Genomic DNA, 12,556 nt, shown 5'->3' on the forward strand with positions numbered 1-12,556 from the left:
TCAATTACTTGCATAAATTCGATGGACGCGTCTTATATCCCCATAGCTGAAGCAAGGGGTTTTACGACGCATTGGATAAAAACAGCGGAGCATATTTTGCCCCGCCGCTGTTTCTGCAATATAAATTATATTTTAGTATGCGCGTCCCCAGTAAACCATCTTCTTAGCCGGTTTTCCGCAGCATACGCAAACGTCGCTTAACTGCTCCTGCTCAAATGGCATACATCTGGATGTTGCCTGGAAATCTTCCTTGATCTTGTCCTCACATTCACGATCACCGCACCACATAGCTTTGATGAATCCCGGTTTGCTGTTGATGATCTCACCGAACTCCTCATAATTCTTTGCTACATAAGTATGCGCCTCTCTATGTGCACGTGCGCGCTCCAGCATATCATGCTGAATGGTATCCAGAAGCTCTTTTACCTTATCTGCAAGTTCCTCGAAGGATACTGTGTATTTCTCACGGGTATCTCTTCTGCAGAGAACTGCCTGGCCGTTCTCGATATCCTTCGGGCCACACTCTACACGAAGCGGAATACCACGCATCTCCTGCTCAGCAAACTTGAATCCCGGGCTCTTGTCTGTAGCGTCAACCTTTGCACGGATGCCTGCTGCCTTCAGTGCTGCAAGAAGCTCGTCAGCCTTCTCCATAACCCCTTCTTTACGCTGCTGGATCGGGATGATCACAGTCTGTACCGGAGCGATCCTCGGAGGAAGAACAAGTCCGCTGTTATCACCGTGAACCATGATGATCGCACCGATCATACGGGTTGTCATTCCCCAGGATGTCTGGTGAACATATTTCAGTGTATTATCTTTATCTGTGTACTGGATTCCGAATGCTTTGGCAAAGCCATCTCCAAAGTTATGGCTTGTACCGGACTGGAGAGCCTTACCGTCGTGCATCAGAGATTCGATGGTATAAGTAGCCTCAGCACCTGCAAATTTCTCCTTGTCTGTTTTCTGGCCTTTGATGACCGGAATCGCAAGAACTTCCTCGCAGAAGTCTGCATAGATGTTCAGCATCTGGATGGTACGCTGCTCCGCTTCCTCAGCTGTTGCATGAGCAGTATGTCCCTCCTGCCACAGGAACTCTCTGGAACGAAGGAAGGGACGTGTTGTCTTCTCCCAACGGACAACGGAACACCACTGATTATATACCTTTGGAAGATCTCTGTGGGACTGGATCTCTTTCTGGTAGAAATCGCAGAACAGAGTCTCAGAAGTCGGACGCACGCAAAGTCTCTCCTGCAGCGGATCAAGGCCGCCATGAGTAACCCATGCAACCTCCGGAGCAAAACCTTCTACATGATCTTTCTCTTTATCAAGAAGAGACTCCGGGATAAAGATCGGCATGTAAACGTTCTCTACACCGGTTTCTTTAAATCTGCGGTCAAGCTCATGCTGGATATTCTCCCAGATTGCATAACCTGCAGGTTTGATTGCCATACAGCCCTTAACACTTGTATAGCCACAGAGCTCAGCCTTCTTAACAACGTCTGTATACCACTGAGCAAAATCCTCATCCATAGATGTGATGGCCTGTACTAATTTCTTTTCTTTTGCCATGATAAATCTCCTTTTTCTTGTGATCTGTTACATATTGCCGGCTGTCAGGCAGCCACAGCAATCCGGAATCCTTCCAGCTCACTCTTCTGTCCCATAAACCGTACACTGCATTTACAATCCCGTTTTACGGACAAAAAAATAAGCCATCCAAATCCCTCACAAGGGACCGAATGACTTCGGCGGTACCACCCCAGTTAACAGCCTGAAAAGCTGTTCTCTCAACACCCGTTAACGCCGGAAACACACGCCACGCTTCAATCACGCAGAGCTCCGAGGCCGGTTCCACAGTTCACGCACAGGATCCTTCCACCAAAGCAGATCCCTCTCTGAGATAATTCCCTGTGTACTATTCTCATCATCGCCGTATCTTTAATATATTTTAGGCGAAAACCGCCTCAAAGTCAACCCCAAACAAAAAAATATAACAAGTCTCTCTGCTATGAGTTACTGTTCACTCCGTTCTCAGTAACACGCTTCGCAATGCACAGAATTTATGCTAATCGCATAAATTCGCGCGGTATGTCTCGGGTTTTCTGTGACCTTCGCTCACAAAAAACACCTCGCGGGACATTGGCCAGTGAACAGTAACTGCTATACTCCTATTCCTTCACAGACACAGCCGGCATCTCCAGATACCTGTTCAGATCTTCTGTGAGAATATGGAGCTTAGTTCTGGTATCCTGTTCCTGGTACGTCAGCCGGCCTGCGATCCTGGTGATATAATCCTCTTCTTCGATGATCTCACAGGTCTCAGGAAAATTGATATCATAATACTGTGCAAGATAAGATACCCAGTAATCCACCGGCACATGTCTGTCTGCGGATAACACGGATTCTCTTCTGAGACAGGACTCCCACACTGCCGGTGAGATCAGCCCTTCTCCTGCAGCTTTCTCAGAGACTCCCAGCATGGCTTCAACAGACGCCTCCAGCTTTACTCTGCAGTTATCCAGCTTATCGGCATCTCGGATCAGTTTTGCATGGAAAAGTGTTCTTGCATCGTGGATTCCTTCCAGTTTGAAATCACTGTGCTTCCGAATTGCTGCATCGATCAGCTCATCAAATTTATCATCCTCCACGAAGCGCCGGATCAGCTTCTCCTCCCCGAAGAGAAGTTCTGCACCGAACACGGCATGATCCATGGTTCCCGGCTCAAAGCTGTGAAATCTACGAATCTGCTCAAAACGGCCAATATCATGAAGCAGACCGATCAGCTCCGCAAGTTCCACATCTTCACCGGAACATTCCATTTTTCTGGCAATCTCTCCTGCGTATTTCACCACGCCATAGGTATGTACGATCTTCAGACAGATCTGTTCATCCTCCCGGTCGTATTCATCCAGATATTTTTCGAATTCCTGTTTTGCATGTGCAATGTCGATCATTCTGCCACACCCCTTCTTCTTTTGTTCATTCTGTAGCTCTGTAAACACTCTGTATTTATTATATCGAAGGTCTCTGACAAATTCTACTGTATTTCCCGGAATTTCAAATCTTCTCTCTGCCGCCGAATGACTTCCCTGCTCAAGGAGCCAATTATACCCTTCGTTTCCGGAAATGATATCCGGAACAACATGGGCAACACCGCCCTCCTCTGTCTGGTCTGCCTCCACATCACGGAGCCATTTTCGGTAGAAGGAATAGGTATTTTCAAGGAAGCATGCCGTACGGCAGAAGATTTCTGCATCACCGGTCCATCCAAGACGCTCATCTCCCTGTGGTGTCTCAAAAATATTTTTTGGTTTTACTTCCTCCATAAGGGAAACCTGTCCGGTAAACCGTTTTTTCCGGTTTCATCTATTCATACTTTACGATTTCTTTCCGCAGCCGCTTCATGATCCGCTTTTCCAGGCGGGAAATGTAGGATTGCGAAATTCCTAAAAGATCCGCTACCTCCTTCTGTGTTTTCTCGCTTCCTTCCCGATTTCCGATGCCGAATCGCAGACGGATGATCATCTGTTCCCGCTTTGTCAGTTTGCTGATGGCTTTTCCAAGAAGTGCGATCTCCACCTCATCTTCCAGACGTCTGGAGATCACATCGTCATCCGTTCCCAGGATATCCGAAAGCAGCAGCTCATTTCCATCCCAGTCCACATTCAGCGGCTCATCAATGGAAACCTCCATCTTTGTTTTGCTGTTTCTCCTCAGATACATCAGGATCTCATTTTCGATACATCGTGATGCATAGGTGGCAAGCTTGATATTTTTTACCGGATCAAAGGTATTGATAGCCTTTATGAGCCCTATGGTTCCGATGGAGATCAGATCCTCCACACCTACCCCTGTATTATCAAATTTCTTTGCAATATAAACCACCAGCCGTAGATTATGCTCGATCAGAACCGACTTTCCCTCTTTTTCCTTTTCTGTTCCCAGCATTTCGATCACTTCAGCCTCCCGTTCCGCTGACAACGGCGCCGGAAGGATATCATTTCCACCAATATAAAAAACCTCTCCCGGACGATTGAACATAAATTTCCGGATTACCTGAAACGGATAGGATCTTGCAGCTGCTCTGTTCATAACATAAGCCCCCTTCTCAATTTAATAGTCTGGAATTCAAAAGTATCTCGTACTCTTCTCCCAAAGCTGAGGGCTCGGATGTTATGGCAAGCACCGGTTTTCCTACATGTACCACCCTTTCGGGAGTCTGGATCAGAAGTTCATCAAGGATCACTGCCAGCAGCAGTCCTTTTTTTCCATCTGCGGTATGACAGCTCAGAAAATGCGGCTGCAGACTGACAAATCCTGTATTTTCCAGTGCCTCTGGTTTATCTTTAATATCCATCAGTTTTTTCACCTGCTCTTTCGATATCAGGCTTCCCAAAAGTTCCTGTTTGATGATCGATACCGGCTGTTTTTTCACAGGATCCATAAGGAGATTTCCGGTATCATAAAAGCCGTATGTCTGCTGCAGCTTCCCCTGATATTTCAAAGTGACCGGAAAAATATTTCTTCTTCCAAACCGGAAGGTCTCGGTCACACATCCCAGAGTATAAAGTGTGCCATAAATCCCTGCCAGAAAAAGCAGAAATATTTTCACCGTCATGGTTCTTTCCGTTTCCAGTGCCTGATAGATCCCGCCAACCACAAAAGCTGTGAAATACAGAGCCAGAATGGTTTTTACAAGAAGGCCGCCTTTTTTCAGTCGAAAAGCAAACGACGCCATAAAAAAAGCGCAACCGCCATGGATCAGTACAGCGGCAGGAAAAATGATCTTAAAAGGTACACATACAAGCAGGCAGGATACAAAAGATCCAAAGGCAGCGGATATCACACATCTTCTGCGTTTCCCGTCAAGATGCAGAAATTTTCCCACAAGTCTTAAAAGCATGTAATCCATAAGGAAATTCGTCATAAAAACGATATCTATGTATATCCTCTGATACATAAGCTTCCCCCACTGCTGTTTCGTCTGCCATCGATTCTCAACTTTGGTAAGTGTATTTATTATAGGGCAGGCTCTTTGCATATTTTGTCAAATCCGGATGTCGATTCTTCTAACTTATCGGGTCGTTTCTGTCTGTCTCGACATTTATAGATTTTTTCTATGAATCGGCGACAAAAATGTATAAATTTCCGTACAATATTTGTATTTGTTGATTTTCGTACTTTATAGTGCTAAAATATTTTTTATTATATTTCGTAAAGAAATTCTATTATATGAGATACAGGAGGGAATCGAACAATGATCAATATTACCGGACATACCGGGCTTACCGGCCTTCTGGGAAGCCCCGTTGCACACAGCGTATCACCTTTAATGCACAATGAGGCATTTCGTTACCTCGGGCTTGACTATATATATCTCTGTTTTGATGTGACAGAGGAGACCCTTCCTCAGGCAGTGGAGGGACTGAAAGCCTGCGGAATCAAAGGCTTTAACCTGACCATGCCAAACAAGAATAAGATCGTGGAACTTCTGGATGAACTTTCTCCCACTGCCCAGCTGATCGGAGCGGTAAATACCGTACGCAACGACAATGGAAAATTAAAGGGATTTAATACTGATGGTTATGGATTTACCCAGTCTGCCAGAGATGCCGGCTGTGATGTAAAGGGGCGCACCATCACCGTTATGGGTGTCGGCGGTGCCGGAATGGCGATTTGCGGCCAGTCCGCCCTGGAGGGTGCAAAAAAGATCCATGTTTTTGCACGTCCTACCAGCCGTTACTGGGAACGTGCTGCTGCCATGGCAGAAAAAATGTCTCATATGACAGAATGTGAGATGATCCTTCATGAGATGGATGATCACACTGCGCTGAAGGACGCACTGGAGGAAAGCAATCTCCTCATCAATGCAACTTCTGTGGGAATGGTTCCGGATGTGACAGGCACCGTGATCCCGGACAAGACTCTGTTCCATCCGGAACTTACCGTAGCCGATGTTGTATATGAGCCAAGAGAAACAAGACTTCTCAGGGAAGCCCGGGAAGCCGGATGTCCGACCTTTAACGGAATGTACATGCTGCTCCACCAGGGTGTAAAGGCTTTCCACATCTGGACCGGACTGGATATGCCGGTTGAACTCGTCAGGGAGAAATATTTTAAATAAAAAATATCCGGCAATACTGACCGCCTCCGCATCACAGCGTGGTCTCAATATTGCCGGATCAAAAATAAAGGCGGCCCGCCTATCACACGGGTCGCCTTTTATTTATCCGTCAATCATCTGTTTTGTTTATTTCTTCTCTTCCTGAACCTCGATCTTACGGATCGTCTTGTTCTTGATCTCTTCTTTGATGAAGTCAATGAACTCACCAAGCTCTTTCATTCCCTCATCGCCAAGATAGCGGCTTCTTACGGAAACCTTACCCTCTTCTTCCTCTTTTGCACCAACGATAAGCATGTAAGGTACTCTCTCAAGACGTGCCTCACGGATCTTGTATCCCATCTTCTCGGAACGTCCGTCTACAGAGCAGCGGATTCCTGCTTCTCTCAGCTGAGCTTCAACCTTCTGTGCATAATCGTTATACTTCTCGGAGATCGGGATCACACGAACCTGCTCAGGGCAGAGCCATGTCGGGAACATTCCTGCGTATTTCTCAATGAGCCATGCCAGTGTTCTCTCATAGCATCCCATGGATGTACGGTGGATGATGTACGGACGCTGTTTGTCGCCATTCTCATCGATATAGTACATATCAAACTGCTCTGCGAGAAGTGCATCCCACTGGATCGTGATCATGGTGTCTTCTTTTCCGTATACGTTCTTTGCGTTGATATCAACCTTCGGTCCGTAGAAAGCAGCCTCGCCCACATCCTCTGTGAATGGAATGTTCAGCTCCTCAAGCATCTGGCGGATATGGCCTTCTGTCTCTTCCCATACCTCCGGCTCACCGATGTATTTCTCTTTGTTTGTCGGATCCCATTTGGAAAGATGATAGGTTACATCTTCCTCAACACCAAGTACCTGCAGACAGTACTGGGCAAGTGCGATACAGTCTTTGAACTCTTTTACCATCTGGTCCGGTCTTACGATCAGATGTCCCTCGGAAATAGTAAACTGACGAACTCGTGTCAGGCCATGCATCTCTCCGGAATCCTCATTACGGAACAGTGTGGAGGTCTCGCCGAGACGGATCGGCAGATCACGGTAGCTGTGCTGCTCTGCTTTGTATACATAGTACTGGAACGGACATGTCATCGGACGAAGTGCATAAACCTCTTTGTCCTTCTCCTCATCACCAAGTACGAACATACCATCTTTGTAATGATCCCAGTGTCCGGAGATCTTGTAAAGATCGCTCTTTGCCATAAGAGGAGTTTTTGTTCTTACGTATCCACGCTTTGTCTCCTCATCCTCGATCCAGCGCTGAAGCTCCTGCATCATGATCACACCGTTTGGCATGATAAGCGGAAGTCCCTGTCCGATCACATCTACAGTTGTGAAGATCTTCATCTCACGGCCAAGCTTGTTATGATCACGTCTCTTTGCTTCTTCCATCTGCTCCAGATGCTCTTTCAGCTCATCCTTTGTAGCATAGGCTGTTCCGTAGATACGTGTAAGCATTGCGTTCTTCTCACTGCCTCTCCAGTATGCGCTGGAAGAAGAAAGAAGTTTGAATGCCTTGATGCCTTTTACACTCATCAGGTGTGGGCCTGCACAGAGGTCTGTCCAGTCTCCCTGTGAATAGAAGGAAATCTCTTCTCCCTCCGGAAGATCCTCGATCAGCTCAACCTTGTATGGCTCATTTTTCTCTTTAAAGTATGCGATGGCATCCTCACGGGATTTTGTAAAACGCTCGATCTTTGCGCCTTTTTTGATGATCTTTTTCATCTCTTTCTCAATGGCGTCAAGATCCTCACGTGAAAATGGCTCGTGGTCGAAATCATAGTAGAAGCCTGTATCAATGGATGGTCCGATGGCAACCTTTGCCTCCGGGTATAAGTTCTGTACAGCCTGTGCCATTACGTGAGATGCTGTATGACGGAGAACTGCAAGGCCCTTCTCGTCTTTCGCTGTAAGGATATTCAGCTCACAGTCGCTGTCAAGAACTGTACGAAGATCTACGACCTCTCCGTTTACTTCTCCTGCACATGCAGCACGTGCAAGGCCTTCGCTGATGTCATATGCGATATCGATCACAGCTTTTGCTTCCGCATATTCTTTTTTTGAGCCGTCTTTTAATGTAATGATCATTGTTTTTTCTCCTTTCATTTTAAATGAAGTTTCTATGGTACACAGTATGTGTCTGCTTTTGCAAGAGATTCTGCAATAAAAAAATCCCTCACAGTACATCACATACTGTAAGGGACGAGTTCATTCATTCTCGCGGTTCCACCCTGCTTGCTCTGCTGCCCAGTCATGCCAGGATGCAAAGCCTCTTAATTATGATGATAACGGAATCACCGGACCGGATTGGGGCCACTCGGAGGTAGTCTTCGGCTGTTTCCCGATAAGATGTTTCCAGCACTTCACATCTCTCTCTGTAACGTTTCACAGCTTACTCGTCTCGTCAACGTGTTTTTTATTTCTTTTTCTGTGGTTCATTATAAGCGCAGTATTTTTATTTGTCAACGCATGTTGACAAAATTTTTGAGATTTCTCTTCTCGCACAGATCTACAGATTTCCCATGAGTTTGTCTTTGATAATGGCCAGAATCTCACGGGGAATGTAGATAAAAAGACGCCAGCTTCGATACCTGGAAGGTACCATGGCCACTTCCCGGAATCCACATTTTCTTGCAATGGCTGCTCCTCTCCATACATGAAAATTGTTCGTCACCACGCCTACGGAACAGTCTGTAGTTCCGATCTTTCTGCAGCTGAATTCCAAATTCTCTTTCGTACTGGTAGATTCCTCTTCCCGTATCAATCTGTCCCCGTCTATTCCGTGACCGGTAAGATAACGATACATAGCCTCTGCCTCGGAAATGTTTTCTCCATCGCCTTTTCCTCCAGAGAGCACTGCCTTCGTACCCGGATTTTCTTCAAGATAAAGAAGGGCCCTTCTGGCTCGTTCCAGAAGGGCAAGTGTCATCCGTGTTCCGTCCACATGGGCACCTAACACGATAATGTAATCCAGATTCTTCTTTACGCTCATTATCTTCCGCAGCAGTGTTTGTATTTCTTGCCGCTTCCGCATGGGCACGGATCGTTTCTTCCGACCTTGTGCGGTTTCACAACTGTGCCGGATTTCTTCTGCTCCATGTAGAGGGTTTTCTTTTTCTCTTCTGTGAAGATCTTGTCCCACTGAGGAAGGTTGTAAAGCCAGTCAGCCTTGGCATCTACCATGTTCTTATAGAGAGCCTCTTTATCAAATGCAAGGTTTACCTTGGTATCCTCATCCATAGTCTCGATCGGGTTCGGAACCTTCAGACTGTCATTGATTCCGTCAAGGAAACCAACCATAGTCATAACGTCCTGACCGTATTTCTCAGCAAGCTCTTTTACAGTTCCGGAAACGATCTCATCCGGGTTCTCAAGAAGCTGCTCATAAATATTCTTCTCAATGTTAAAATAATTTGCCCAGAAGCGCTGAAGCTTATTCTTATCTGCATTCTGATTATAAGCAATGGAACGCCACTGCTCAAGAATTGTCATATCGCTCATTGTCTGATCCTCTTTTCCAAAATTTTAGATAAATAAGACGGAGATTTATATTCCGCTTCGCAATTTCTATTTATTATATCATCTTTTGGCGAAGAAATCAAATACATCTGTTTCATATCCGAGTTATTTTATCACACTGAATTACTGTTCAGAGGCAATGTCATTTACTTAGGGAAATTTTTTACTAAAGCCAAAAAGAATTTGAAACACCCGGAACTTTTGGAGAATTACCGTTATGTCTGTAAAGATGTTCCAATGGATTTTATTTCAGAAACATCCACAGAATATCTGCTATCCTTACGGATTGTCCGGATTGAGATTGCGCCAGGCATTTATGAAAATCTGATTACAAATCTTCCTGATATTGAATTTGATATGGATGATCTCAAGGAACTCTATCATCTCCGATGGTCACAGGAAAATGCATATCGTGACTTAAAATATCCGTTATGCCTGAAAGCATTCCATAGTAAAAAATATACATATATCGTTCAGGAAGTGTTTGCCAGAACAATCATGCATAATTACTGTTCTGCTATTTCCCAGCATATTGAATTACCGGATCATTCCCGAAAACTGCAATATCAGATTAATTTCTCAGAAGCTATCAAAATATGCAGAGATGATCTTCGCAGCCGGACTAAAAATAATGCAATAGATATAGAAAGCCTGATTGCCAATAATATCGAAGCAATCAGGCCTAATAGAACCTTTCGCCACCAAGCCAGGTTCAAACTACCAATGAGCTTTTGTTACCGATAATGATAACTGCTCACGATTAATATAGACCTTTTGTCAATAAATGGGAAGTAAAAAATAAATTTTTGCTTACCTTTGTTAAGGTTACCCATAAACAGATGTTTTCCAATATTTTTGTTGCATTAAGAAAAATAACTGCTATAAAGAACTGCTTTTTTTCAAACAAGCCGCCTCAGTTTTCAGATAAATCCTTAAATATAGTAAGCCTATGACGCTTGTCGAATATATTTCTATTATTTGCCTCTTAAGTAAATGACATTGCCCCTGAACAGTAACTTTTGAATTGGAGCAGGCATTTGATTTGAAACAGATTGGATTGACAATTCGAGACTATTATAATAGTATGAATACATAAACTATTGCAATAGTCTAAGAGGAGTAATTATGAATACGAAATTATATGATTCAGAACTTAAAGTTATGGAGGTTTTATGGAAGGAGGGAGATGATTCAGCTAAACATATTTCGGAAATTTTAAACGCAGAGATTGGCTGGAATAAAAATACTACTTATACGGTTATTAAAAAATGTGTTGCAAAAGGAGCTATTGAACGTTATGGAAGCAACTATATGTGCAAACCATTGATTTCCAAAGAGAATGTTGAAGAATTTGAAACAAAGGAACTCATTGATAAACTGTTTCACGGATCAAAAATAAATTTTTTTGCTTCCTTTGTGAGTCATGAAAAATTATCAGAGGAGGAACGTAGGCAGATAAAGAAAATGCTGGAGAAATGAGGTGCTGGACTATGATACGTCAGATGCTGATTATTTCAAGTATGTTTATTGGTCTGGTTTTGATGGCACATGCATGTCTGAAGAATCGTATTCCCGGACGTATTTATTTGATACTCTGGGAAATTGCATTGTTTCGCCTGATTCTGTCGTTAAAATTACCAATTCTGTCATTTTTCTAATCACATAGCTACTTTTCAGCAAGTACAGTTCCGTTAACAACAGGGAATATTGAGAAAATTTTTTTTATAATATGGGGAATAGGATTCAGTATTTCACTTATTACAGTCCTTAGCAGTTATTATAAAGAACGAATGATATAAGAAGTGGAGGGATACATTTATGAAGACTAACAAATAGTTATGTAGATGTATGATTGCTGCTGTATGATTGCTGCTTTATGTTTATTTTCTATATGTACAACTGCTTTTGCAAATAATAATAACGTTAAAGTAGCATCAAAGCTGGATGCAAAAGATGTAAAAAATAGAATTGTAACAACTGTAACAATTCAAGATGTTAAAAGTGGCTTCGTCTCTTCATATAATGTTGAAGATGAAAACATTAAGTGTTCTCGTAGTGCTGATGGAAAGGAAATTATAGCCATTATATCTGTAGGCGATGAAAAAGCCGGTGCTAAAAGAGCACCGTCTCAAGCAAATAGCAATACATTCTATGGATGGAAAGGAAATGCCCGAATTTCTTGGTACGATGATGGAACTTGGGATTACCATAAAACTGCAGGAGATGATTGGACAAAAATATCAGGAAGTTACAATATGACAGGGAAAAAATAGTTTGGGGTCAAGATCTTGGTACTAATAGCAAATCGAGTAGTGCAACCTTTATTAATAGCTATAATACAACAACTAATTGGCCAAAAGGAAAGTATGGATATGGATTAGGACATAAAGTTGGTGCTTACATCAGTGGGACTGTGAATGGAAAAAATGTTAGTGTATCCTGCAATTATGTTTTTTAATAAGAAACAGAAAATTTAAAAACAACAAAATTATTGATAAGTACAACTGAAAATTATAATACATACGATAATGGAAAAAGGTATCAAGTGGCAAAATAAAATTATTTATTCTTATATGTGTACATATAGTACGGAGGTGGTTTTATGAAGAATATTCAGGATAATGGAAAAATTAAATTATGTGAAACTGATAATATGGATCATCTCGTGCGGTTAACACAAACGTTGAATGAAAATAATATTCCTTATGAAACCAGATTGAAAAAAGCAACATTTATCAATAATCTTTTTTTCTTGATTTTTTATCATACTTTTGCATCGGGAATTGATCATAAGAATGAAACAACATGTATTTATGTACTAGAAAAGGATTTTGATGCTGCCAAAAAAGCAATAGTAAACTACAGAGAGACTGTGAGAAAAAGTCTGTAAATAAGATTCTTCTATGATAA

12 protein-coding genes and 1 other annotated feature are annotated in these 12,556 nt (G+C 43.0%); of the genes, 5 read left to right on the top strand and 7 right to left on the bottom strand.

What is annotated here, in order from left to right; translation table 11 throughout:
- Window positions 1–132: 132 nt before the first annotated feature.
- The 4 genes from proS to NE671_RS13155 form a co-directional block, all read right to left on the bottom strand.
- On the bottom strand, window positions 133–1,572 hold the full coding sequence (gene proS / locus NE671_RS13135; RefSeq protein ID WP_173740401.1) for a proline--tRNA ligase: 1,440 nt from the start codon (window positions 1,570–1,572) through the stop codon (window positions 133–135).
- 158 nt (window positions 1,573–1,730) lie between these two features.
- Window positions 1,731–1,940 (bottom strand) — a binding site (T-box leader).
- A gap of 231 nt (window positions 1,941–2,171) precedes the next feature.
- Complete coding sequence (locus NE671_RS13140; RefSeq protein ID WP_302467691.1) at window positions 2,172–3,329, bottom strand: alpha-L-rhamnosidase-related protein; 1,158 nt, start codon at window positions 3,327–3,329, stop codon at window positions 2,172–2,174.
- Between the two features lie 40 nt (window positions 3,330–3,369).
- A complete protein-coding gene (gene sigE / locus NE671_RS13150; protein ID WP_015527110.1) occupies window positions 3,370–4,095 on the bottom strand; it encodes an RNA polymerase sporulation sigma factor SigE in 726 nt (241 codons plus the stop codon).
- A gap of 16 nt (window positions 4,096–4,111) precedes the next feature.
- Window positions 4,112–4,963, bottom strand: a complete 852-nt coding sequence (locus NE671_RS13155; protein ID WP_022427355.1) for a sigma-E processing peptidase SpoIIGA — start codon at window positions 4,961–4,963, stop codon at window positions 4,112–4,114.
- A 297-nt stretch (window positions 4,964–5,260) separates the two neighbouring features.
- On the opposite strand from NE671_RS13155, the gene NE671_RS13160 reads away from it, so the two are divergent.
- Entirely contained in the window at window positions 5,261–6,127 is an 867-nt protein-coding gene (locus NE671_RS13160; RefSeq protein ID WP_173740402.1) for a shikimate dehydrogenase, read from the top strand.
- A gap of 126 nt (window positions 6,128–6,253) precedes the next feature.
- Here the strand turns inward: NE671_RS13160 and thrS are convergent, their stop codons facing one another.
- From thrS to NE671_RS13175, 3 genes are all read right to left on the bottom strand, one after another.
- The gene (gene thrS, locus NE671_RS13165; protein WP_022427353.1) at window positions 6,254–8,215 is read right to left on the bottom strand and encodes a threonine--tRNA ligase; all 1,962 of its coding nucleotides are present in this window, start codon (window positions 8,213–8,215) and stop codon (window positions 6,254–6,256) included.
- A 421-nt stretch (window positions 8,216–8,636) separates the two neighbouring features.
- On the bottom strand, window positions 8,637–9,119 hold the full coding sequence (locus NE671_RS13170; protein ID WP_092071306.1) for a YdcF family protein: 483 nt from the start codon (window positions 9,117–9,119) through the stop codon (window positions 8,637–8,639).
- Entirely contained in the window at window positions 9,119–9,628 is a 510-nt protein-coding gene (locus NE671_RS13175) for an SEC-C metal-binding domain-containing protein (protein ID WP_021652360.1), read from the bottom strand. Before NE671_RS13175 ends, NE671_RS13170 begins: the two co-directional genes overlap by 1 nt.
- A 201-nt stretch (window positions 9,629–9,829) precedes the next feature.
- Here NE671_RS13175 and NE671_RS13180 point away from each other — a divergent pair, with 201 nt between their 5' ends.
- The 4 genes from NE671_RS13180 (at window position 9,830) to NE671_RS13195 (ending at window position 12,536) form a co-directional block, all read left to right on the top strand.
- Complete coding sequence (locus tag NE671_RS13180; protein WP_330605277.1) at window positions 9,830–10,390, top strand: transposase; 561 nt, start codon at window positions 9,830–9,832, stop codon at window positions 10,388–10,390.
- 381 nt (window positions 10,391–10,771) lie between these two features.
- Entirely contained in the window at window positions 10,772–11,125 is a 354-nt protein-coding gene (locus NE671_RS13185) for a BlaI/MecI/CopY family transcriptional regulator (protein WP_110102485.1), read from the top strand.
- Between the two features lie 383 nt (window positions 11,126–11,508).
- Window positions 11,509–11,919, top strand: a complete 411-nt coding sequence (locus NE671_RS13190; RefSeq protein ID WP_173740403.1) for a hypothetical protein — start codon at window positions 11,509–11,511, stop codon at window positions 11,917–11,919.
- A 329-nt stretch (window positions 11,920–12,248) separates the two neighbouring features.
- Window positions 12,249–12,536, top strand: a complete 288-nt coding sequence (locus NE671_RS13195) for a hypothetical protein (protein WP_173740404.1) — start codon at window positions 12,249–12,251, stop codon at window positions 12,534–12,536.
- Window positions 12,537–12,556: the final 20 nt, after the last annotated feature.

Origin of the sequence: Blautia sp. DFI.9.10 (assembly GCF_024461705.1) — a bacterium.
GTDB classification, from domain to species: domain Bacteria; phylum Bacillota; class Clostridia; order Lachnospirales; family Lachnospiraceae; genus Blautia_A; species Blautia_A fusiformis.

Bases quoted from the DNA above. Each gene is read 5' to 3' on its own strand.
- proS (WP_173740401.1), bottom strand. From the start codon at position 1,572: ATGGCAAAAGAAAAGAAATTAGTACAGGCCATCACATCTATGGATGAG.
- NE671_RS13140 (WP_302467691.1), bottom strand. From the start codon at position 3,329: ATGGAGGAAGTAAAACCAAAAAATATTTTTGAGACACCACAGGGAGAT.
- sigE (WP_015527110.1), bottom strand. From the start codon at position 4,095: ATGAACAGAGCAGCTGCAAGATCCTATCCGTTTCAGGTAATCCGGAAA.
- NE671_RS13155 (WP_022427355.1), bottom strand. From the start codon at position 4,963: ATGTATCAGAGGATATACATAGATATCGTTTTTATGACGAATTTCCTT.
- NE671_RS13160 (WP_173740402.1), top strand. From the start codon at position 5,261: ATGATCAATATTACCGGACATACCGGGCTTACCGGCCTTCTGGGAAGC.
- thrS (WP_022427353.1), bottom strand. From the start codon at position 8,215: ATGATCATTACATTAAAAGACGGCTCAAAAAAAGAATATGCGGAAGCA.
- NE671_RS13170 (WP_092071306.1), bottom strand. From the start codon at position 9,119: ATGAGCGTAAAGAAGAATCTGGATTACATTATCGTGTTAGGTGCCCAT.
- NE671_RS13175 (WP_021652360.1), bottom strand. From the start codon at position 9,628: ATGAGCGATATGACAATTCTTGAGCAGTGGCGTTCCATTGCTTATAAT.
- NE671_RS13185 (WP_110102485.1), top strand. From the start codon at position 10,772: ATGAATACGAAATTATATGATTCAGAACTTAAAGTTATGGAGGTTTTA.
- NE671_RS13190 (WP_173740403.1), top strand. From the start codon at position 11,509: ATGATTGCTGCTTTATGTTTATTTTCTATATGTACAACTGCTTTTGCA.
- NE671_RS13195 (WP_173740404.1), top strand. From the start codon at position 12,249: ATGAAGAATATTCAGGATAATGGAAAAATTAAATTATGTGAAACTGAT.